Annotated in this window: 20 protein-coding genes; 14 read left to right on the top strand and 6 right to left on the bottom strand. The window is 44.8% G+C overall.

Going from position 1 to position 21,779, the window contains the following annotated elements; translation table 11 throughout:
* Positions 1 to 77 precede the first annotated feature (77 nt).
* Complete coding sequence (locus tag OH461_RS11695; protein WP_270020795.1) at positions 78 to 2,606, bottom strand: glycosyl hydrolase family 18 protein; 2,529 nt, start codon at positions 2,604 to 2,606, stop codon at positions 78 to 80.
* Between the two features lie 360 nt (positions 2,607 to 2,966).
* On the opposite strand from OH461_RS11695, the gene OH461_RS11700 reads away from it, so the two are divergent.
* The 6 genes from OH461_RS11700 to sstT all read left to right on the top strand — a co-directional run bounded on the left by OH461_RS11700 (position 2,967) and on the right by sstT (position 7,920).
* Positions 2,967 to 3,443: a YgiW/YdeI family stress tolerance OB fold protein gene (locus tag OH461_RS11700; protein WP_270020796.1), complete on the top strand. Its 477-nt coding sequence runs from the start codon at positions 2,967 to 2,969 to the stop codon at positions 3,441 to 3,443.
* Positions 3,444 to 3,601: 158 nt separating this feature from the next.
* Positions 3,602 to 4,024, top strand: a complete 423-nt coding sequence (locus tag OH461_RS11705) for a hypothetical protein (protein WP_270020797.1) — start codon at positions 3,602 to 3,604, stop codon at positions 4,022 to 4,024.
* Positions 4,021 to 4,614, top strand: coding sequence for an SCO family protein (locus tag OH461_RS11710; protein ID WP_270020798.1), 594 nt, complete (start codon positions 4,021 to 4,023; stop codon positions 4,612 to 4,614). Before OH461_RS11705 ends, OH461_RS11710 begins: the two co-directional genes overlap by 4 nt.
* Positions 4,614 to 5,060: a copper chaperone PCu(A)C gene (locus tag OH461_RS11715; protein WP_270020799.1), complete on the top strand. Its 447-nt coding sequence runs from the start codon at positions 4,614 to 4,616 to the stop codon at positions 5,058 to 5,060. The genes OH461_RS11710 and OH461_RS11715 overlap by 1 nt, the downstream gene beginning before the upstream one ends.
* A gap of 225 nt (positions 5,061 to 5,285) precedes the next feature.
* Positions 5,286 to 6,341, top strand: a complete 1,056-nt coding sequence (gene rsgA / locus OH461_RS11720) for a ribosome small subunit-dependent GTPase A (protein WP_270020800.1) — start codon at positions 5,286 to 5,288, stop codon at positions 6,339 to 6,341.
* A 349-nt stretch (positions 6,342 to 6,690) separates the two neighbouring features.
* Positions 6,691 to 7,920, top strand: coding sequence for a serine/threonine transporter SstT (gene sstT / locus OH461_RS11725; protein WP_270020801.1), 1,230 nt, complete (start codon positions 6,691 to 6,693; stop codon positions 7,918 to 7,920).
* A 71-nt stretch (positions 7,921 to 7,991) separates the two neighbouring features.
* Here sstT and OH461_RS11730 read toward each other — a convergent pair whose 3' ends face one another.
* Entirely contained in the window at positions 7,992 to 9,203 is a 1,212-nt protein-coding gene (locus OH461_RS11730; RefSeq protein ID WP_270020802.1) for a tetratricopeptide repeat protein, read from the bottom strand.
* A gap of 344 nt (positions 9,204 to 9,547) precedes the next feature.
* On the opposite strand from OH461_RS11730, the gene nagB reads away from it, so the two are divergent.
* Complete coding sequence (gene nagB, locus OH461_RS11735) at positions 9,548 to 10,348, top strand: glucosamine-6-phosphate deaminase (RefSeq protein WP_270020803.1); 801 nt, start codon at positions 9,548 to 9,550, stop codon at positions 10,346 to 10,348.
* Between the two features lie 54 nt (positions 10,349 to 10,402).
* Here nagB and OH461_RS11740 read toward each other — a convergent pair whose 3' ends face one another.
* A complete protein-coding gene (locus OH461_RS11740) occupies positions 10,403 to 10,759 on the bottom strand; it encodes an acyl-CoA synthetase (RefSeq protein ID WP_270020804.1) in 357 nt (118 codons plus the stop codon).
* A 200-nt stretch (positions 10,760 to 10,959) separates the two neighbouring features.
* On the opposite strand from OH461_RS11740, the gene OH461_RS11745 reads away from it, so the two are divergent.
* Both OH461_RS11745 and OH461_RS11750 read left to right on the top strand, forming a co-directional pair.
* Positions 10,960 to 11,844, top strand: coding sequence for a DMT family transporter (locus OH461_RS11745; protein ID WP_270020805.1), 885 nt, complete (start codon positions 10,960 to 10,962; stop codon positions 11,842 to 11,844).
* Positions 11,845 to 11,896: 52 nt separating this feature from the next.
* Complete coding sequence (locus OH461_RS11750) at positions 11,897 to 12,232, top strand: hypothetical protein (RefSeq protein ID WP_270020806.1); 336 nt, start codon at positions 11,897 to 11,899, stop codon at positions 12,230 to 12,232.
* 15 nt (positions 12,233 to 12,247) lie between these two features.
* Here the strand turns inward: OH461_RS11750 and OH461_RS11755 are convergent, their stop codons facing one another.
* On the bottom strand, positions 12,248 to 13,018 hold the full coding sequence (locus OH461_RS11755) for a ferredoxin--NADP reductase (RefSeq protein WP_270020807.1): 771 nt from the start codon (positions 13,016 to 13,018) through the stop codon (positions 12,248 to 12,250).
* A 316-nt stretch (positions 13,019 to 13,334) separates the two neighbouring features.
* Between OH461_RS11755 and OH461_RS11760 the strand changes: the two genes are divergently transcribed.
* The 5 genes from OH461_RS11760 (at position 13,335) to OH461_RS11780 (ending at position 20,476) form a co-directional block, all read left to right on the top strand.
* Positions 13,335 to 15,041, top strand: coding sequence for an ankyrin repeat domain-containing protein (locus OH461_RS11760; RefSeq protein WP_270020808.1), 1,707 nt, complete (start codon positions 13,335 to 13,337; stop codon positions 15,039 to 15,041).
* 217 nt (positions 15,042 to 15,258) lie between these two features.
* Positions 15,259 to 16,554: an alpha/beta fold hydrolase gene (locus OH461_RS11765; RefSeq protein ID WP_270020809.1), complete on the top strand. Its 1,296-nt coding sequence runs from the start codon at positions 15,259 to 15,261 to the stop codon at positions 16,552 to 16,554.
* 83 nt (positions 16,555 to 16,637) lie between these two features.
* Positions 16,638 to 17,051: an alternative ribosome rescue aminoacyl-tRNA hydrolase ArfB gene (gene arfB / locus OH461_RS11770; RefSeq protein WP_270020810.1), complete on the top strand. Its 414-nt coding sequence runs from the start codon at positions 16,638 to 16,640 to the stop codon at positions 17,049 to 17,051.
* 288 nt (positions 17,052 to 17,339) lie between these two features.
* Entirely contained in the window at positions 17,340 to 18,356 is a 1,017-nt protein-coding gene (locus OH461_RS11775) for a putative transporter (RefSeq protein WP_270020811.1), read from the top strand.
* Positions 18,353 to 20,476 carry a TonB-dependent siderophore receptor gene (locus tag OH461_RS11780; RefSeq protein ID WP_270020812.1) on the top strand — a complete coding sequence of 708 codons (2,124 nt, stop codon included), beginning with the start codon at positions 18,353 to 18,355 and terminating at the stop codon, positions 20,474 to 20,476. The genes OH461_RS11775 and OH461_RS11780 overlap by 4 nt, the downstream gene beginning before the upstream one ends.
* A 97-nt stretch (positions 20,477 to 20,573) precedes the next feature.
* Here OH461_RS11780 and OH461_RS11785 read toward each other — a convergent pair whose 3' ends face one another.
* Positions 20,574 to 20,816 carry a glutaredoxin family protein gene (locus tag OH461_RS11785; RefSeq protein ID WP_260260518.1) on the bottom strand — a complete coding sequence of 81 codons (243 nt, stop codon included), beginning with the start codon at positions 20,814 to 20,816 and terminating at the stop codon, positions 20,574 to 20,576.
* Position 20,817: 1 nt separating this feature from the next.
* Positions 20,818 to 21,750 carry a ribonucleotide-diphosphate reductase subunit beta gene (locus OH461_RS11790; protein ID WP_270020813.1) on the bottom strand — a complete coding sequence of 311 codons (933 nt, stop codon included), beginning with the start codon at positions 21,748 to 21,750 and terminating at the stop codon, positions 20,818 to 20,820.
* Positions 21,751 to 21,779: the final 29 nt, after the last annotated feature.

Below are 21,779 nucleotides of genomic sequence, written 5' to 3' on the forward strand. Positions count from 1 at the left end.
GAAAAGCGCCAATCACTTATGATTGGCGCTTTTTTATTTAGGCTAGTTAGATTTAAACCGAAGCCATTTAATGGTCATTAATTCGTTGGGCAAGTTGCCGCACCGAGATCCTTCCACACACCAGAACCGGCTGTGCTTGGTGCTTCACCTTGCGTCCACCATTTCGCTTCCCAACGCTTGCTGTCCCAAGATACTTGGTCACCACCAACATAAACGGTTGCTGCATCCCAAAGGTCAGTACACGCGCCACCAGCTTTCTTATTCACAAGAACACTCGCACTGGCCGTGCTCGTTGCTTGGCCATCACTCACTTCTACCGCGAACGCTAGCGTGGTATCAACTGTGTAATCAGGCGCGACGAATGTCACCTGAGCACCATTGATTTGCGCATTCAGGCCAGCAGGAATCGACCAAGTGTAAGTGAGAGGGTCATTATCTGCATCCGTTGAACTAGACGCATCGACCACAACGGTATCACCCGCATTTGCTGTCGCAGGAGCAACGATGGCTGCTACTGGTGGCGTGTTGACTGGCAGTTCACTCACAACCGTCACCGTAACGCGATCCGTTGCAGACGCCGCTTCGTTGTCTGTCACTGTTACTTCAAACACCAATACAGAGTTCTGAGTGACCGTTGGTGCAACAAAGCTTGCTTGCGCAGTGGTTGCTCCTGTTAGCGTCACTGGCTCACCTGAAACTTGAGTCCACTGGTAGCTAGCAATCGTGCCATCACTGTCTTTAGACGCACTCGCATCAAGAGTCACAGCGGTTGCGGATACAACGGTTTGATCAACACCAGCAGAGGCGATTGGCGCACGGTTACCCGGAGGAACACTTGCTAACCCTTCGTGCATTGCATTAAGGATATCACCGTTATCTGCATCGATTTCCCATGAGAACAAACCAGCTAAACCAAGGTTGCGTACATAAGCGCCTTTCGCTTTCACCGAGCGGTCATCGTCAAATGTGATTAACTTACCGTTAGAACGGTTCCACACCCAAGGGGCTTCTGCTTGTTCGTCATAGCCATATTCAAAGCCATTAATGCCCGTGTTGTTAGCACCAAGCATATTGGCCTTAATACCTTTGTAATCAATGACGCCATCTTCCCAAACGCCTTGAGCAGTTGAACCTTTCAGTTTGCCGTTACCGACACCTGTCATAGGGTCACCCGGCACAGTGAGAGACTCCGGCATTACACCTTCCCAGCCTCGGCCGTACATGGCAGTTCCTACCACCAACTTGTTCGCAGGTACACCTTGTGCAAGCAGCAACTGAATACCGTTATCTGTGGTGTACGCAGGGCCTTCATACGGCTTACCGTTTTCATCCACACCAGTGCCATCACACTGACCAGGACGCATAAACGTACCGCAATTTAGGGCTGTTTGATGACCTAACACGTTGTTCCACGCACCGTAGAAGTCGTAAGTCATCGCGAAGATGTAATCCATGTACTGAATGGCTTCGCCGTAGTTCACGTCTTCAATCTTATCGTAACCAACGCCGATAGCCGAAGTCAGCTCATAAGTACGACCTGTCTCTACTTGTAACCCATCTAACATCGCACGAAGCTCACGCATTAAAGCGATGTAAGCAGGGCCATCGTTTACCGGATCTCCTAGGTTAGGTGCAGCACCGCCCCCTCCTGGGAACTCCCAGTCAATGTCAACACCATCGTAGAATTTCCATGTTTTTAGGAAACGCTTAACCGACGCGACAAACACATCGCGGTTGGCTTTGTTAGTGAAATCATAGAATGGGTCAGACAGTGTCCAGCCACCAATTGAAGGGATAATTTTCAGATCAGGGTTACGCTTTTTCAGCGCCATCAACATGGCATAGTTACCCTTGATAGGAGAAGCATACTCATGACCAGCTTGTGGGAATGACTTCTGATAAGCCGCCCAAGGGTCATGAATAACCACTTCGTAATCAGGCACGCCCTGACAAGCGGTCATCAACGCATTGTAGCTATTACCACCGACGCTTTTGACAGATTCATTAGGCCCACAGATAGGAATGAAGCCATAAAGAATATGCGTTAAGTTGTCAGCCGGAATGTTGTCGACCGTAAAGTCACGACCATAGATACCCCATTCAACAAAGTAAGTACCGACAACCGTATTTGGGTCGGTATTGTACGTTTTGTTGTTAGGATCAATGTTCATTGTCAGAGGGTCAAGGTGCGCGCCATCTGTATCAGCGACAACAAGAGTCGCCGGTTGACTTTGGCTACATCCTGTTGCATCACACGCTTCGACAACCAATTGATAGCGGCCGCCAGTGCCATACTTAAAGTTTGCAGTGGTGGTGCTTCCCGTGATCGCGCCACTCGCCACGTTTACACCATCAAAGTAGACGTTGTAAGTGTCGCCGGGTGTGCCACTCCACTGATTGAATTTTATCGCCACGTCCGCTTGGTCATAATATTTGACCATTTGGTTGTATCCAGCGGTGGTTTCCATCGCCAGTTCGATTTTTGAAAATTGTAAATTATTAGAGCCATTGACATCTATGCTCGGCACCGCAGGTGCCGCCATAACTTGCGCCGATAATAAAGCCGCGGCACAGCCAACATAGATCGTTGTTAGTTTTAAACTCATGAGTTTATTTCCATATATTTAGAGTTATACGAAACATCCTGCTCAAAAAAGAGCATCAACTAACATATTTAGCTCAAGATTTATAAATCTTCTGAGAATCAAACTGGTTTGCGAGTGCCTATAAATTTCTCCCTTACAAACAAACATATGGTTGCACGTAAATTTTGTGTTTGGTTCAAATATGCGACATGCCATTACAGAATGGGATAAGCATCATTGCTAAAAACGCATATTCGTAAAGTACAACTCACTGCATTGATTCGATTAACCGAACATGAATCAACAACTCACTCCCTATTCAGATGCAATCCGTAAACTGAATCATGAAATCAAGAATTACTACCTGAAGAGGGAATCATTATGAACATTCAAAAACTTGTTGCCCAAGCCAAACAAAAAATGTCACACGTGAACATCAACCACAAACAAGCTATCGTCGCTTCTACTATCGCCTCAGCACTGGTCATCGGTAGTACAGGTGCTGCATTTGCTTTTGATGATGGCGCTGATCGTAAGAACAGCCAAGATGACCACTACAAAATGACCAAATCCACCATTCAATACACTGGGCCGGTCGCCACAACAACCATTGCAGATATGCTCGCGCAGCAAAGTTGGTTTGACGATCAAAAATTCACGCTCGAAGGCCACATCATCAAACAAATAAGCCCAAAAACTTACGTCTTCTCAGACGGAACTGATGAAATCGAAATTGAATTGAAAGCGAAGCAAGCGGTGAGTTTTTCTGACAAAGACATGGTGAGAATTTCTGGCGAATACGAAAGTGAGCTGTTTGAAAATGATCAGTTCGAAGTCAAAACTTTAGTTGTTCTGTAACACTCCCCATCCACTGCCTTTGGAGAAGCATTGCTTCTCCTTTTTTTATTTCACTTTCTCGCTAACACCATGATTAATAGCACACATTTGTTATAAAACATAAGCCAATTGTTGCACGAGTGATAGGATAAGGTTTCATTCATTATCTGTATCTCGCTATGAAGAAGCTTTTTTCCCTGTTGTTAGCCGCTTTAGCCTTAATGTTGGGTTTCTATGCCAACGACATCTATGTTGCGATGAAGCCCTCCTCTGGCTCTGAGGTACAATATTGCCCTCTGACATCGCAAGCTTGTGTCCAAGACGATATAACCATTACTTCCAATCGAGATATCGTGCAGCCTTTAGTTCCTTTCACTATTTCTGCGCAATGGCCAAATAGCCAAGCAACGACGCTAAACTTGACGCTCGATGGCGTAGAAATGGACATGGGGACAGTGAAATACCAGCTAAAACCCACCGCTGATCATCACTACCAAGCAGAGATCTTACTCCCTGCCTGCACCACTACTGCAATGACTTGGCAAGGATATGTTACTGATGGGCAGGGCTATGTTTATATCTCCCTAAGGATGGCACTATGAGTAAACGATGGATTACGATTTTATTGCTGGCTTTCGCGCTTGGTGTGGGGCTGAAAGCCTACCTCAATACCACTGAGCAAAACCAAACCACTGCACATATCAGTACACTACTGAGCAAGGGGGCTGACCAAACAGTCAATCTCTTCGATCAACAAGACCCTCGCATTCGTATTGTCTATTTCGGCTTTACGCACTGCCCTGACGTTTGCCCGACCTCCTTAGCAATGCTCGCCGGAGCGTTAAATCAGTTAGATGAAAAAACCTTAGAACAATTTAGACCAATATTTATTTCTCTTGATCCTGAAAGAGACACAGGCGAGAAAACTCAGCAGTATGCGCAATACTTCCACCCTTCCCTTGAAGGTTTGTCCGCCGACATGACGATAACCAAGCCGCTCGCTGAACGCTACGGGGTTATCTTCAAGCGTACTGAGCTTGCTGAATCCGAGCTTAAATACACGCTCGATCACAACTCCTATTTCTATTTTCTAAAACCAGATGGCACGCTAATAACCAAAGTGCCACATACGCTAACTCCAGCACCAATAGTCCATACTATTCAAACCATTACCGCTCAGGAACAACCATAATGAAGCTCAACACTTTTCTTCTTCTCAGTACACTCATTGCGCCTCTTGCTCATGCCAGCGCAGATATTATGACTCACCACCCATACGCTCGGGCCACTCCACCGAACGCTGCAACCAGCGCTGTTTTCGTTGAACTGATGAACCATAGCGATACCGACCGCGCGATTATTTCCGCCTCGACTTCTGTAGCAGGAAAAGTCGAACTGCATGATGTTATCCATGAAGGTGACGTCATGAAAATGCGCCAAGTCGACCAAATAAAAGTACCTGCTCAAGAAACAGTATCTCTAAAGCCGGGTAGCCTTCACATCATGTTATTTGAGTTAAACAAACCACTAATAGAAGGGGAAGCGATCGAGGTTGAAATCTCTTTTGCTAATGGAGAAAAGCAGACGTTTACTGCGCCAATCAAAAAAGTAATGAGTGGTATGAAACATCACCACTAAGATAAAAAAGAGATGGGCTTTTTCCCATCTCTTTTGCTATATTTAGCCGCAATTAATCTAATGGAGGAACATCATGATTGTATTACTTACCCACCCGGCAAAAGCAGCGAAGGCGCTTTAAACTTTCCTTCCCTCCCTCTTTGCCCGGTGATACTCAACCGGGGTCTACGATTCTGACCCTACAAAGCTTTATAGCAGTCAATAACTGCACGCTTGGGGTAACCAATGAATACTCAAAACTCTCAGCCAATCACACTTAATCAACTTGGCTGGAACAACTTATTTCAACAACAACTTACTCTAGAAGATCTAGAGCAACACCGCTTTGCTCGCATTTCAGCTCATCACCGGAGTGGCTATCAGCTACTGAGTGAGACTGGCGAAAGCGCACTACCCATTCATAAATCCTTACCCGAAATGACGGTAGGGGACTGGGTTGTACTAGATGAAAATGAACAGTTTGTTCGTCTATTAGAAAGGCAATCGCTGTTTAGTCGTAAAGCTGCTGGCAGCAAAGTAGCAGAGCAGTTAATCGCAGCCAACGTGACAACTCTGTTTATTGTTTGCTCGTTGAACGACGATTTTAATCTTAGTCGGATTGAACGTTACCTTGCTATCGCACATGAAGCGGAAGTTGAGCCCGTTATCGTACTTACCAAAGCAGATTTATGTATAGATAGCGAAGAAAAGCGCGCCAAAGTACAGGCTCTTGACCCGATGCTCATGGTTGAAGTGGTTAACGCGCTTGATGCGAGTCAGTGCCAAACATTGCATGCTTGGTCTGGCCTTGGCAAAACCATCGCATTCATGGGCTCTTCTGGTGTTGGCAAGTCAACTTTGGTCAACTCACTACTCGGTGAACAGACACAAAGCACGGGTGGCATCCGTGAAAGTGACAGCAAAGGCCGTCATACAACGACCAGTCGTTCTATTCACCTACTCAATAGCGGCGGTGTCTTAATCGACACTCCGGGAATGCGAGAGTTACAAATTCACGACTGCGCCGAAGGCGTTGAACAAACGTTCTCTGACGTACAAGCTTTAGTCGAACAATGTCGATTCTCAGACTGCCAACACGGAAATGAGCCGGGCTGCGCAGTAAACAAAGCCCTTGAACAAGGCACTATCGATGAGCGACGAGTGAACAACTTTCTTAAGCTGATGCGAGAGCAAGAGCGCAATAGCAGCTCATTAGCCGAACAAAGAGCGAAAAGTAAAGAATTCACTAAGTTCTGTAAGGTGACACAATCACATAGCCGCAGCTTGAAAACCGGTTACTAACTCCGGTTACCAATTCATGCGTTCTTATTCCAAGGGGCTATAAGCCCCTTTTTCTTTACTCTCCGCAAACGTTTAACAGCAACATAAAATTCACACTTCGTGATATTTTGTAATTTTTAATACCAAAATCCAATTATTTATAGACACAATATCTCAAGCCGCTAGTATGTTTCGTTCAGCAACCGTTCGCTGACGATACTCATCAAGATCAGTACCTGGCTACATTTCCAATAGAGAAATTAGTTAGAAGCTGATTGAAGTGGGTGTCACCGCTTTTGAAGTCGGTAGTGTGCTCTGCCAACGTTAAAAGCAAACCACTATTAAAACAAAACCTATACAAGGTAATACTATGCAATATTCTTTCTTAGCACGCTTTGCTAGAGGCAATCTCGTCCTGCAAATCTTAGTCGGTATCCTATTGGGTGCAGCTTTGGCCACTTACTCTCCAGAACACGCGAAAAGCGCGGGTATGTTAGGTGAGTTGTTTGTTGGCGCTTTAAAAGCTGTCGCGCCTATTTTGGTGTTTATCTTGGTTGCTGCGTCGATCGCCAACCAAAAGAAAAACCAACACACCTACATGCGTCCTATCGTCGTTTTGTACCTTTTCGGTACTTTTACCGCCGCACTTACCGCCGTTGTCATGAGCTTTCTTTTCCCAACCACTTTGACACTGGTTTCTGGCGCTGAAGGAACGACCCCACCGCAAGGCATCGCTGAAGTGATGCACACACTGCTATTCAAGTTAGTCGATAACCCTGTGAATGCATTAATGAATGCAAACTACATTGGTATTCTAGCTTGGGCTGTTGGCCTTGGTTTAGCGCTTCACCACGCCTCTGCTACCACCAAAGCCGTATTTGAAGACCTAAGCCATGGCGTTTCTCAAATCGTTCGCTTCATCATTCGCCTAGCGCCATTTGGTATCTTTGGTTTGGTGTCAGCAACGCTTGCGACCACGGGCTTTGAGGCACTAATGGGCTATGCTCACCTACTGGGCGTTCTGCTCGGTTCAATGGCGATCATTGCGTTGGTGGTAAACCCGATCATCGTGATGGTAAAAACAGGCGAAAACCCTTACCCATTGGTTCTTCAATGTCTACGTGAGAGTGGCGTAACCGCTTTCTTTACTCGCTCTAGTGCAGCGAATATCCCAGTAAACATGGCATTGTGTGAAAAGCTAAAACTGGATGAAGATACATACTCAGTGTCGATCCCGCTTGGCGCGACAATTAACATGGCTGGTGCAGCAATTACTATCACGACCTTAACCCTTGCCGCTGTTCATACAATGGAAGTCCCTGTAGATCTAATGACAGCAGTACTACTAAGCATTGTTGCTGCAGTCTCTGCGTGTGGCGCATCAGGTGTAGCGGGTGGTTCATTGCTACTTATTCCGCTAGCGTGTGGCCTATTTGGTATTCCAAATGAGATCGCAATGCAGGTGGTTGCGGTTGGTTTCATCATTGGTGTTATTCAAGATTCAGCCGAAACGGCTCTGAACAGCTCAACTGACGTTATCTTCACAGCATGTGTCTGCAAAGCAAAACAAAAGCAGCGCGGTTACGTTCGTCATAGCTAATTAGGCAAAAACGTAACGCTAGAATCAAAAAGCCCCGCTCAAGAGATTGAGCGGGGCTTTTCTATGTCAGGTTACTGGTTTGGTTTTTCCAGCGACGGAGAGGAAGTGGTCGATGGCTCCACGCTCGATTGCGAAAAGTCCAACGGTGCAGCCTCAGCTTGTGGCTCTGCTATTATTGGCGCTTCAGCAGTTTCGACCTGATCTAAGTTATCAAACAAATCTGCTTCACCTTCTATCGCCATATCTTCACCAGCCATCACCGCTGGGCTCATATCAAATTTGTCATAAGGGATGTCACGCTTATACAGTTTATTGAGAGCCTTAATCAGCGCGTGTTTACTTACCTTGTTCTCACGAATGCGCTTAAGCATCGGTTTAGATAGCGCCTGCAAGCCCACCACGGTATCCACTCCGATATTAAGCGCGACTTTGTCACGCATAATACGCGCTTCATCGTTACCAAGCTGACCGGCTAAAAACAACCAGATATACGCAATACAACGCCCGCTACCGCCATGTTCTACCCAAGTCTCACCTAGCTTAACCATCGCAGGGGTATAACCCTTTTCTGCAGCACGCTCTAACCAATAGCAACCTTGAGCATGATCAGCGACGACACCAATACCATGCAGGTAATTAAGACCCAACTTCATGCGACCTTCATTACTGCGCATTGCCGTGGCTTTACGAAACCACTCCGTAGAAGTGCTCGGGCTTGGATCTGGGTTGTTATGAGCAATAAACCAATCGCCCAAAAACAAAATTGCTTCAAGATGGCGCTGCTTAGCCGCTTGCTCCATGATAAAGATGCCTTTCTCTAAGTTTGTCTCCACACCTCGGCCATGAATTAGCGATTCGGCCATTTCAAACTTAGCTTGTAACACACCGTCATGCGCATCAATGGCAGTACGCCAATACTTTGCTTGTTCTTTAAGAACAAGGTCTTCACGCATACGATCGCTAATACGAACGATGCCATACATACCAGTGATATTGTCCAGTTCAGCCGCTTTATGATACCAATAGAGCGCTTGGCGCAAGTTGGTACGTTCCGCTTCTTTCGCAAGATAGAGAATCATCGTGATGTCGCCACCTTCCGCTTTCATCACGCGCTGCTCTGCTTCCATCTTCCTGTCACGTTCCATCGCTTTTCTCAGCGCGATTTCTCGTTGTCTGCGTTCTTGTTCTACACGTTTTTTCCGAATGGATAGCGCAAGCATCCAAACAAACAAGAATAGTAAAAGCAGTCCGGTCGCCCCGATGGCGATCCCTATCATATTCATTCGTATTTATGTCACATGTTGTGTTGATAATATTAGTATCGGCCAATTGTCGAAAATATTGAGATTATCAACAACTCCGGCTAAAGACAGCATATGCTAACTCGTGGATTGAGAGAACCTTTAGAGGCGCAAAGTGGATACTTCGTTGAAGAAATTATCTCCACTGTTCTTTTATAAAACTATTGATAAAACGCTCAAAGCAAACGTGTGCATTTAGAGATGCGTGATCAAAACAAAAAGAAACGACAAAAATTGACCAAAAACAATAGAAGATCAAGATCACTTATTTTATAATGCAAATTAATTAAAACAGTATATTGAATTCTAATTATCAGGGGCAGAAAATGAGACTTATCCCGCTTAACCAAGCAGCACAAGTAGGCAAATGGGCAGCAGCACACATCGTTAAACGCATTAACGACTTCAACCCAACTGCAGAGCGTCCATTTGTTCTAGGTCTACCTACTGGTGGTACTCCACTAGCGACTTACAAAGCGCTTATCGAACTGCACAAAGCTGGCGAAGTTAGCTTTAAGCACGTAGTAACATTCAACATGGATGAGTACATCGGTATCCCTGCGGATCACCCAGAATCATACCGCTCTTTCATGTACAACAACTTCTTCAACCACATTGACATCCAAGAAGAGAACATCAACCTTCTAGACGGCAACGCGGCTGACAACGAAGTTGAATGCCAACGTTACGAAGACAAAATCAAGTCTTACGGCAAAATCAACCTATTCATGGGCGGCGTAGGTAACGACGGTCACATCGCATTTAACGAGCCAGCATCTTCTCTGTCTTCACGTACTCGTATCAAGACACTAACTGAAGATACTCGTATCGCGAACTCTCGTTTCTTCGATGGCGACATCAACCAAGTTCCTAAATACGCTCTAACTATCGGTGTTGGTACTCTACTAGACGCTGAAGAGATCATGATTCTTGTTACTGGCCACAACAAAGCTCTAGCTCTAGAAGCAGCAGTTGAAGGCAGCGTAAACCACCTATGGACTGTATCTGCACTTCAGCTACACCCTAAATCAGTGATCGTATGTGACGAGCCATCAACTCAAGAGCTAAAAGTGAAGACAGTTAAGTACTTCACTGAGCTAGAAGCTGAGAACATCAAAGGCTTCTAATCAGCTTAATGCTTGAATATGGTAAAAGGAGGCTTCGGCCTCCTTTTTGTTTTCTCACGCCAAGTTAAAGAACAGCTCGTCGTCGGTCATGTATTTGTGCTTATTACTCAAGTTGCGCACATGCATAAACATAAACTCCGGAAAGCCCGGCGCTAAAATTGAGTTTGGTTCCCAACACACTCCACCAATAAAAATATATCGCCCTTGTTTTTCATCGTCATGCAAAGGGTTATTGAGTGGCGTAGAAAGTTCAGCTCGCACACCTTCCAATACACATACGATTTGCCCTTTGGCGACTCCTATCACACGATTAACTAAGTTGGCCTTTACACCACACTTCCACGCCTGTCGTGTCGCCATTTCAAAGCCATTCTTTCTGACCCCTTTACGCACATTCACAATTAAATTCATTCTTCACATCCAACCGACAATCACGGTGCAACAAGCCAACAAATTAGCGCGCAAAGGATAGACAAAGCGAGTAAAGAATATCCTGATATTCTCAGCTGGTGATAATCGCCAGTTTCGGAACTCTAAAGCTCAAAACGGTTGATTGCAGTGCGCATTTCAGTCACATTGGCATCAAATAAACGCTCTTAACTTGGACGCCCATGACCACAGCTAGCTTTTTTCGCCTACTTTTATTGGCTGCCATTTGGGGCGGTTCGTTCCTGTTTATGCGCATTTCAGCATCAGCTTTTGGCCCTGCTTATTTAATTGAGTTTCGAGTTCTATTTGCCGCTATTTGTCTATTTTTAGTTAGCTTATACCTTAAACGCAGCCTTCGTTTTCGAGCGCACTTAAAGCACTTTATCATCATAGGCTTATTTAACTCTGCACTGCCTTTTGTGTTATTGGCTTTCGCCGCCCAAACGCTCAACGCATCGACGTTGTCTGTGGTTAACTCGACGGCTGTCATCTGGGGTGCAGTTATTGGCGTGTTTTGGCATAAAACGCCATTGACGCAAAAAGCAATCATGGGCCTAGTGATTGGGGTTATCGGTGTAACAGTGCTCGTTGGCTGGGACGCTTTAAAGATAGGTCAAGAAGCAATATGGCCCGTCCTCGCGGGCTTAATGGCCACCTGCAGTTATGGCGTTGCCACTAACTACACTAAAACATCCCCTAACATCGCGCCGTTCGATAATGCCCACGGCAATATGTGGGCGGCAGTACTTTGGTTGTTACCACTACTACCATTTATCCCTATGCGTACCACGCCTTCAGAGCTCGAAATGGGCTCAGTGGTAGCGCTCGGGGTGCTTTGTACCGCAACCGCTTACTTGCTTTACTTCCGTTTGGTGTCCGAAATTGGCCCGGCGTCAACACTCTCGGTTACCTTTTTGATTCCCGCTTTTGGCATTTTGTGGGGCTACCTATTTCTAGACGAACCCATCGGTATCAGCACAGTTATTGGCACCAGCTTGGTATTAGTAGGCACCAGTTTAGTCACCGGGTTTTCTTTCAAATCATTATTTGGCAAACCTAAACCATAGCGCACTAGCCCTCCTATACTTAAATAACTGTTTTTAAGAATAGGAATGAGTCATGAGCTCAGTTTTATTATCGATTCTATTACTGACCAACCCTGTAGAGCCCGCGCCAAATAATGCGCTGCCTCTTAAATGTACGTTGCTTGATACGCCCGATCAGTTCCTATTTTACTTTGAACAAATGGTGTATCGCAGTGAACAATTTGTCATCTTTCAGAACTTTAAAGGAAGGGTTGTGACTCAAGTGGATTTAAAAACAGGGGAGCTGATTCGAACCACGTACCTAGGAGAGGATTACCTACCCAACTATCAGATTTTGCTCGGTAAATGCCGTGACGCTGCACACGTCATCGATCTGTGGACCTTAGGCCAACACACATTGGCGCATTGACCAACCCATCGACTATTACCAATACCGCTCGTAAACAATATTGCCCCCAACTGCTGGGCGAAAACGAGTAAGCCCCTGATTAAGCAAACTTTTGGTTGTGTCTTTAATCATGGCAGGGTTTCCGCACAACATAACAAAGCTATTCTCTGCACTAAACTCAACACCCGCGGTGGCATTTAAACGACCAGCGTCAATCAGCTCAGGGATACGGCCGTGCAATTTACCTTCTACCACCTCTCGCGACACAATAGGTATGTAAACTAAACGTCCTTCATATTGCTCAATCAACTGTTCTATTAAATAGTGATACACAAGGTCAGCTTGATGACGCACACCATGCACTAGCACCACCTTGTCACAATTAGGGCGGAAATTAAGATCATCAAGTAGGGATAAAAATGGCCCTATTCCAGTTCCTGTCGAGAGCAACCATAAATTGGTCGATGATTTGGGAATGGTATCAAAAATCAAATCCCCATGGGCACTCTCACCGACGTAGAGTCCATCTCCCACTTTAAGTTGATGTAAGCGAGGGGAGAGTTTCCCATCTGAATTCGAGATTAATAAAAACTCTAGTACATCGCTAGTCATCAGAGGTGCGTTTACCAAAGAATAGGCACGTGAAATCAGTTCACCTTGATCATCTAGTAAGGCGAGTTTGGTAAATTGCCCCGCTTTGAATTTCAGCGATGCGCCAGTTAAACGGAGGCTGAAAATTTCATCTGTCCAGTCCGTTCGTTTCTCAACAAACGCTTGAGAGTAACCTACGATTTCACTCTTTATCATCTCTTACCTCGCCCAAAGTGAGTTATCCGCAGTTTAAAATATAGACTATCCGGTCTTTTCTATTGTCGGGGCTTCATGTTAATGAACTGTTGTCACACTATTTACCCAACAGAAACGCAATGGATGACATGAACCGTCTAGAACTTTCAATCTTTTCCAAATTACCGTTAAGCCAAGAAATAAATGGGCTACATCGCAACTCTACAAACCAAGACACTTGAATAAGCAACTGTTTTTATTTAGATTCTTCAGCTTTGGACTGAACTACCTGTCTTAACTCCCTTTTTCCATTGCTTTGCCGGAGATACGCATTACTATGACTAAAAAATCGCTGCTCGCTGTTATCATCGCTGCAGGCATATCAACGTCCTCCTATGCCCAACAAGAACCTTGCGATAACCTTGATTTTAATTCCCCGGATCGGCTATTCAACGCAATAGAACATCACTGTTCTATCAGAGTCGGCGAAATGCTCAGAATGGGCGACGATCCGAACATGACAGACGATATCAACGCGACACCACTCATCTACGCCGCTATAGAAGATCAGTCGTTAATCACCGCCCAACTGATTGAGGCAAAAGCTGAGATTGATGCGACCAACGATTTTGGACTCACCGCGTTAATCGTCGCAGCCAGAAATGGCAGCAGTGATGCGACAAAGCAGTTAATCGCCGCCAAAGCCAATCCAAACATCATCGATAAAAGCGCGATGACTGCACTAATGTACGCTGTCAAAAATAACCATGCTGATGTTGTTGATGAGTTACTTAAGGCCAAAACAAACGTTGATTTCGCTGACCAGCGAGGTTTCACAGCCTTAATGATGGCAAGCTGGGAAGGTAACGCCACTATCGTTGAAAAACTGCTGGCAGCGAATGCCGCTGTGGATGTTCAATCAACCAACGGCTATAACGCTCAAACGGCTCTCATCTATGCCAGCGAAAAAGGCCATATGGAAGTTGTTAAGCAGTTACTCAAAGCCAACCCAAGAACCTATATCAGGGACAACTTTGGTAAATCACCATTGGATCACGCCAAAGAAAGTGGTTACGCCGAGATAGTAAACTTACTTGAGCAATATCAACCACCGGCTTATTCTTCACTTCCTAAAGACCAAGCGTTGTGTCAACAAACCTTGACTCAGCAGGAGCAAGAACCTCTGCTATATGCCATTGATAACGACTGTGCCGAAACCGTCCACAAACTACTGAACGAAGGTGCCAACCCTAACCTCGTTAACCGTTATGGTAATACCGCATTGATGATGGCGGCGGCCAATCGAAACCCTGTAGTTGCGCAGTTGCTTATCAAAGCCAAAGCCGATGTTAACGCTGCCGAAGCAGAATACGGTAGTACGGCACTAATGACTGCGAGTTCACAAGGTTCATTAGAAGTTGTCGACCTACTATTGAAAGCTGGCGTTAACAACATCGAAGCTAAAAACAAATGGGGCGATACCGCGCTAATGAAAGCGGTCTTATCTGACCACGCAGCGACAGTCGAACGTTTAGTTGCGGCCAATGCCAGTCTGGATACCCTCGGTCGGTACAAGCTAAACCCATTAATGACCGCCAGCCTTCAATCTCCAAACACGGTAAAATACTTAATTAGCATCGGCGTGGATGTGAATGAGCAAAACAAAGAAACTGGTGAAACAGCCCTGATGATCGCAAGTCAAAGAGGCGAATATAAAATTATTACACTACTTACCGAAGCAGGTGCCGAGCTAGATATCAAGAGCAATAGTGGTGCGACAGCCATGAGTATGGCGAGAAATCCAGAAAGCAAACTTAGATTAAAAATGGCCCGATACGAACAATTGGTTCCTCAATTACATGAGCAATTAGAAAACGGTGTTGCCATTTCAGATCCTGAGGTGCAAAAGATCGTCAAAGAAATCATCGAAGTTGCTCCTGTCGGTTATCGAACCACATCGTTTGAACGCCGTTATATGAAGGATAAAGAATCCATGCTTTCACTACCGAAAGACTCCTCCATCGTAAGGCGCAGGTTCTATTAACCGCTCAGCATACAGAGCGTCACCAAGAATAAGACTAACACCGAGCATTCCTAATGGAATGCTCTTTTTTTTAATTCACTCCCCCGCATATCCACCACCGTATTCTTTAACGCTCAAAACCAAAAGGTCAACGCTTACCTTACGGGGTAAACAAGTCGTCAAGCCAATGATAAAATAACGACCTAAACCGCTATGAATCCACATTAGGAATCGTTAAATGTTACATGCGCAAGCTTTTATCCAAGAGGGTGTCCAATACCGTCCCCACAATTTCACCGTGCCTCTAGACTATTCAGATGCAAGTAAAGGTGAGTTGACCATTTTCGCACGAGAAATGAGCCTAGTCGGTGACAATGCTGACAAACCTTGGCTGGTATTTTTCCAAGGAGGTCCCGGCTTCCCTGCAATGAGGCCACTTGGCAACAGCGGTTGGGCAAAACGCGCATTACAAGATTACCGGATATTGCTGCTTGACCAACGCGGAACAGGTAACAGCAGCGTGATCAGTCACCAGACACTGGCAACATTATCACCAGAGCAACAAGCCGATTACCTAAGTCATTTCCGTGCTGACAACATCGTGCGTGACGCGGAGTTTATTCGTGAGCAATTTGGTGTTGAGAAGTGGGCAATTTTGGGTCAAAGCTTTGGTGGTTTCTGCTCGCTGACATACTTATCCATGTTTCCGCAAAGCTTAATGCGTAGCTACATCACCGGTGGTGTGCCATCCATTTTGCGCCATCCTGATGATGTTTATAACGCCACATTTAAACGCACAAAGGATAAAAACCAAGCCTTCTTTGCTCAGTTCCCAGCGGCTCAAGCACTTTGCCAGAAGATTGCCGACCACCTGCTCGAAAACGATGTCACATTACCTAATGGTCAACGTTTTACCGTTGAGCAGTTTCAGCAAATTGGTATCAACTTCGGCATGAGTGACAGCTTTATCGCCACTTACTACCAATTAGAAAATGCCTTTGTAGATATTAATGGCCAGGCGACATTGCGTTATGAGTTCCTCAATGCGATGTTGGCAGAGCAAGCCTTTCAAACCAATCCGATCTACGCCATCTTGCATGAATCTATCTACTGCCAAGGCTTTGCTTCAAACTGGAGCGCACACCGAATTCGTGGCGAACATGATGAGTTTAATTACCTATCTGGTAAACCGTTCTACTTTACTGGTGAAATGGTGTTTCCTTGGATATTTGACCAATACACTTGCCTGCAGTCATTAAAACAAGCTGCAGAGCTACTCGCGGCAAAATCTGACTGGACGCCGCTGTACGACCCAGCCCAACTTGCGAATAACAAAGTACCGGTAAGCTGTGCGGTTTATGCCGACGATATGTTTGTTGAAATGGACTTTAGCCGTGAAACACTGGCGATGGTGCCAAATGCTAAGGCATGGATCACCAATGAATACGAGCACAATGGCTTACGCGCGGATGGCGAGCACATCTTAGATAAACTGATCGCAATGGGTAATCAAACCGCAGCAACACTGGTTTAAACTCGTTATTTCAGTACACTGAAGGCTTATTGAACATCTCAATAAGCCTTCAATCACAAAATACCTAACTTCAAAAAGACACTATGCTGAAAATCTCTAACACGGTTACGTTACAAAGCTGGGAAATCCAACTCACCGCCATTCGTGCTCAAGGCGCAGGCGGGCAAAACGTAAACAAGGTCTCTTCAGCCATTCACCTGCAATTTGATATTCAACACTCCACCCTACCCGCTATCTATAAAGAGCGATTGTTGGCGTTAAAAGATTCTCGTATTTCTAAACTTGGCGTTATTACCATCAAAGCGCAACAGTTTCGCACCCAAGAACAAAATAAAGAAGACGCACTTAATCGACTCGCCGAGTTAATTCAATCAGCCATGATAGTGCAAAAAGCCCGCAGAGCCACCAAACCAACACGTGCATCCAAAGAAAGACGCTTAAAAGCTAAAGATATACGTTCAAAAACCAAGTCATTACGTGGCAGAATTAAAGACTAAAAATTAAACCGTAATTATATCGCCTTCACACATCTAATTATCAGACCTTATAAACCAATCAAACAAAATATAACCCAAACAGCGTTATATTCTCATTGAAACACATCTGAAATTCATTTTTAAAACAAATAAAAACTCAAAATCAAATAACCAAAGCAAATAAAATCATTATTGAAAATTTAGTTTTCGTCATGTAGCACGTTACAGGAATTAACGAAAATGATTATCATTAGCAAAAATCACACATTCTAAGTCAATCACTTAGAGTCATTTCTTTGAGATAATCCTATGTTCCGCTGCTTTTACCTCAACCCTAAATGGAGATATTGGTCTGTTTACGGAACTATTTCCGTTGTTCTCGTTAATTGGTTCAGAGTTGGCGTCGATATAGAGCTAAATTACTGGAATGGTGATTTCTATAATTTAATTCAGTCGGCTCTTGTTGCACCAGGAAATATCACATTACACGATTTTACTGACGTTATTTTAACCTTTTTCAAACTCACAACTATTCATGTTGTTATTTCCGTAGTTGTTGATTATTTCGTCAGACATTGGATATTCAGATGGCGCTGCGCTTTAAATGAATACTATATGAAGTATTGGCCTTTAATACGACATATAGAAGGCGCAAGCCAGCGAATTCAAGAAGACACAATGAGGCTAGCAAAGCTCATCGAAGATTTGGGAATTAGTATTCTTCGAAACTTTATGACGCTAGCGACTTTTACGCCTTTACTCTGGGAACTATCAAAACAAGTCAAAGTGATCCCTTTTTTCGGTGAAGTTGAGCATTCGATGGTCATCGTGGCGTTTATTTCATCGTTTGGTGGCATGGCTTTTCTAATGTATGTAGGCCGAAAATTACCGGGCTATGAATACAACAACCAAAAAGTTGAAGCTGCCTACCGTAAAGAACTGGTACTAGGTGAAGAAGACGCAAATTACGCAACACCAAAAACCGTAAAAGCACTATTCGAAGACGTGCGCTGCAATTATTTCAGCATGTATCGCGCTTATCTGATGTTTGACAGCTGCTCCAACGCCTATGGCAAATACTCAGACCTCACCGTCTATATCTTTATGAGCCCAACAATCCTACAAGCCGCAATTACGCTTGGGGTTTTAAAGCAAATCACCTCTTCCTATTCAAGAGTAGAAAGCTCACTGCGATTCTTAATTCGCCGCTGGTCAAGCTGCGTAGAGCTTATGTCGATTTATAAACGACTCAAAGCCTTTGAACTTCAAATCGAAAAAGAATCTTTAAACCCCACATATCAAAACACCGTTAAGGAATCGATATGAAACTATCGTTGATAGCCATAGCTGTATCTTCAGCTATCATCTCTGCCCCTTCACTTGCTCAAGAGAACAATAACTCAGAGGAAACGGTTGTCGTAACCGCGACACGCTCTGATTACATGGTCAAAAATACCAGTACCGCGACGCTGATGGACTTGGACAACGTGAATACCCCTCGCCAAGTGAACGTCATTGATAAAAAGTTGCTTGATGACCTACAAGCGACTTCGTTGGAAAAAGCACTTAAAAACGATGCATCGACTATCAAAACTCACGAGAGCGACGGACATGAAAACTTCTATATTCGAGGTTTTCAGCTAACAACCAACGAAGGTTATCTACGCAACGGTGAAAGAAAATACTCTCTGATCCAAGAGCCGGTCGAAATGTATGAAACTGTTGAAGTTTTAAAAGGCCCACAAGGTATTTTATACGGTGCAAATGGCCATGGCGGTGTGATCAATATGGTAACCAAGAAGCCTCAAATGGAGGATGCGACTAGCCTATCACAAGATATCGGCAGCAATAACTTCTACCGTTCAGTGCTCGATACCACTGGTTCTGCATCAGACAACCTACGTTATCGAGTTATCGCTTCTAAACAAACCAAAGATAACTTCCGCCACTACAAGGATGGTACTCATCCAAGTACCGAGCGTTCTTTATTGGCAATAATGTTAGATTATGATTTATCTCCAGCCACAATGCTCTCTCTAACCTTTGACCATAAAACACAACAAGGCCATCAAGACAGTGGGGCCTATTTTGATGACAACGGTGAAATCATTGGTGATCGTAATTTAATCCTCGATATGCCATGGGCAGTGAATGAGAAAAAAGAAGACAGCTACGGCATCGCTATATCCCACGAAATTAACTCTTCATGGGGTTTATCCGCAAGCTACCACTACTTAGACATGGCAAATAGCGCAAAAACATCGAGCATAAAAGTGGATGGGAAAAGCGCAGCAACAGGCGACTACAGCTACACAACCGGTAATCGAGATAATAGTTACGATGTTCACACCGCCATGGTTAACGTAAACGGCGAACTAGAAGCGCTAGGCGTAAACCATCAGATTCTGGTTGGGGCAAATCTTGTCGATCATACTTACAACCGTTCAAGCCGCTGGGGTGGGAAACGTTCTGCGGCAAGCACTGATCCTAGTGCACCAACGCTAGGTTATACCCCTTCAAATATGGGTAAACCAAGTGCGAACTCTTACCCGAGACAAAGCTACGGCGTATACCTACAAGACCTAATCACCTTTAATGACTACGTGCAAGTCATGGCAGGTCTTCGTTACGATATGTTCTATCAAAATCGCACGGCGAATGACGTAAAAGCAGGTGAAGGTGAAGATAAGGTTTACCGTAACTTGATCCCAAGTGGTTCACTACTTCTGCACCCAAATCAAGACTCCACAATCTACTTAACTTACTCTCAATCTTTTGAGCCGAAGTCACCTATCGATAGCGAACGTGATGCCAACAACGGCATGCAACGTGAACCTGAACTGGGCAACCTATACGAGCTTGGCTTTAAACACGAGTTTATGGATAGCAGAGCAATGTTCAGTGGCTCCGTATTCCAAATTGAAAAAGAGAACATATCAGTCACAAGCAACTACACAGATCCCAACAATCCAACTATAAGCCGCATTACTACGCAAGGAGGAAAGCGCATACATACCGGTGCTGACCTATCATTGACAGGGCGTTTAACCGATAAGCTGACTGCCACCGCTGGCGCTCAATACATGGAAGCGAAATACCAAGGTCAACCAAAGCATGATGGTAAACGACCAAGCGATATTCCTGAGTGGACAGCCAATGCATGGGCTAACTATGAGTTAACAAACTCTATCGACCTCAATGCAGGTGTTTACTATGTTGGCTCTCGCTATGGCAATGATGACAATGACCAAGGCAAGAAACCGTCACATACCCTAGCAGACATCGGTGCGATTTATCGAATACCGCTAGAGAACAGCAAGCAAGTCTCTTTCCGCTTTAAGATCAATAATGTCTTTGACACCGAATACGTAACAAGTGGTGATTATACGGGCATGGGGATTGGTGAGGGTCGCAACTATATGCTTTCCGCTCAATACGAGTTCTAGTTCGATCTAGCGCCATAATATCTGAATAAATAAAAGCCACTTGGGTTATCCCTAAGTGGCTTCATTTATTTCATTTTAAACGTCGCTAAGTTCTACTTTAAAACGCGCATTCCTGCTCGAATGCGATGCGCGCTTGCAGCGTGGCGAAATCACCAACAGGTGTGCCATTAAGCTTGAATTGAGGATAGCTACGCGCACGAGGGAAGTGTTCAAACAGCGCTTCGCGATCAAAATCTTTATCCAGTTTCAGGGTAGCAACAAACAGCCCTTGGTTAGTTAACCACTGCTCGGCACTGACGCACTGAGGGCAGTTATCCTTGCTGAACATTTCAATTTCCATATTAGAACTCCGCATCAAAACTTAGTTGGCGATCCGATGGTCGCTTGTACTCAGTAACACGTTTCTCGAAGAAGTTAGTCTTGCCTTCCATATCAAGTAAACGCATGTAATCAAATGGGTTTTCAGCAGCAAATACCGCTTTAAAGCCAAACAAATCTGCAATCACGTCTGCTGTGTGCTCAATGTACTGGCACATTAGCTCAGCGTTCATGCCGATAAGGTCAACCGGAAGAGCTTCGGTTACAAACTCTTTCTCAATTGAAACCGCTTCGCGGCAGATTTCTTCAAATTCCGCTTGAGTGACTTGGCCTTGGCCTAATGTCTTAAACAGCAAGGCAGAGAAGCTAAAGTGCAAGCCTTCATCTCGGGCAATCAAATCGTTACTTGCCGCAAGACCAGCAAGCAGACCACGTTTACGGAAGTAGTAAATCGCACAGAAGCTACCGGCAAAGAACAGGCCTTCAACCAAACCAAAGGCAATCAAACGCATGGCTAATGACTTATCTGAGCCGATCCACTTCATTACCCACTGAGCTTTACGCTTAACCGTTGGGACGTTTTCAATCGCATTAAACAGACGCTCACGCTCTTCTACATCAGGGATGTAGGTTTCAAGCTGCAACGCATAAGTTTCTGCGTGAATCACCTCGTTAAACGCTTGCAGCGCTAAGAAACAACGCGCCTCTGCAATCTCGATTTCGCCATAGAAGCGAGTCAGCAGGTTTTCGTTAATCATACCTTCGCTTTGAGCAAAGAAAGCCAACACGTGGCGAATAAAGTGTTTTTCGCCCTCACCTAGCTTGTTGAGATCCGCAAGATCTTGGGCAAAATCTAGCTCTTCTGTGGTCCAAAAAGCGGCTTCATGGGTTTTGTAGGCATCCCAAATTTCTTCATATTGAATTGGGAATAAGCTGAATTTGTTTTTAACGATCATACCGTTTCCTTTCTACTCGGTTTGATGTG

The organism is Vibrio sp. LaRot3 (assembly GCF_027587025.1).
Taxonomy (GTDB): domain Bacteria; phylum Pseudomonadota; class Gammaproteobacteria; order Enterobacterales; family Vibrionaceae; genus Vibrio.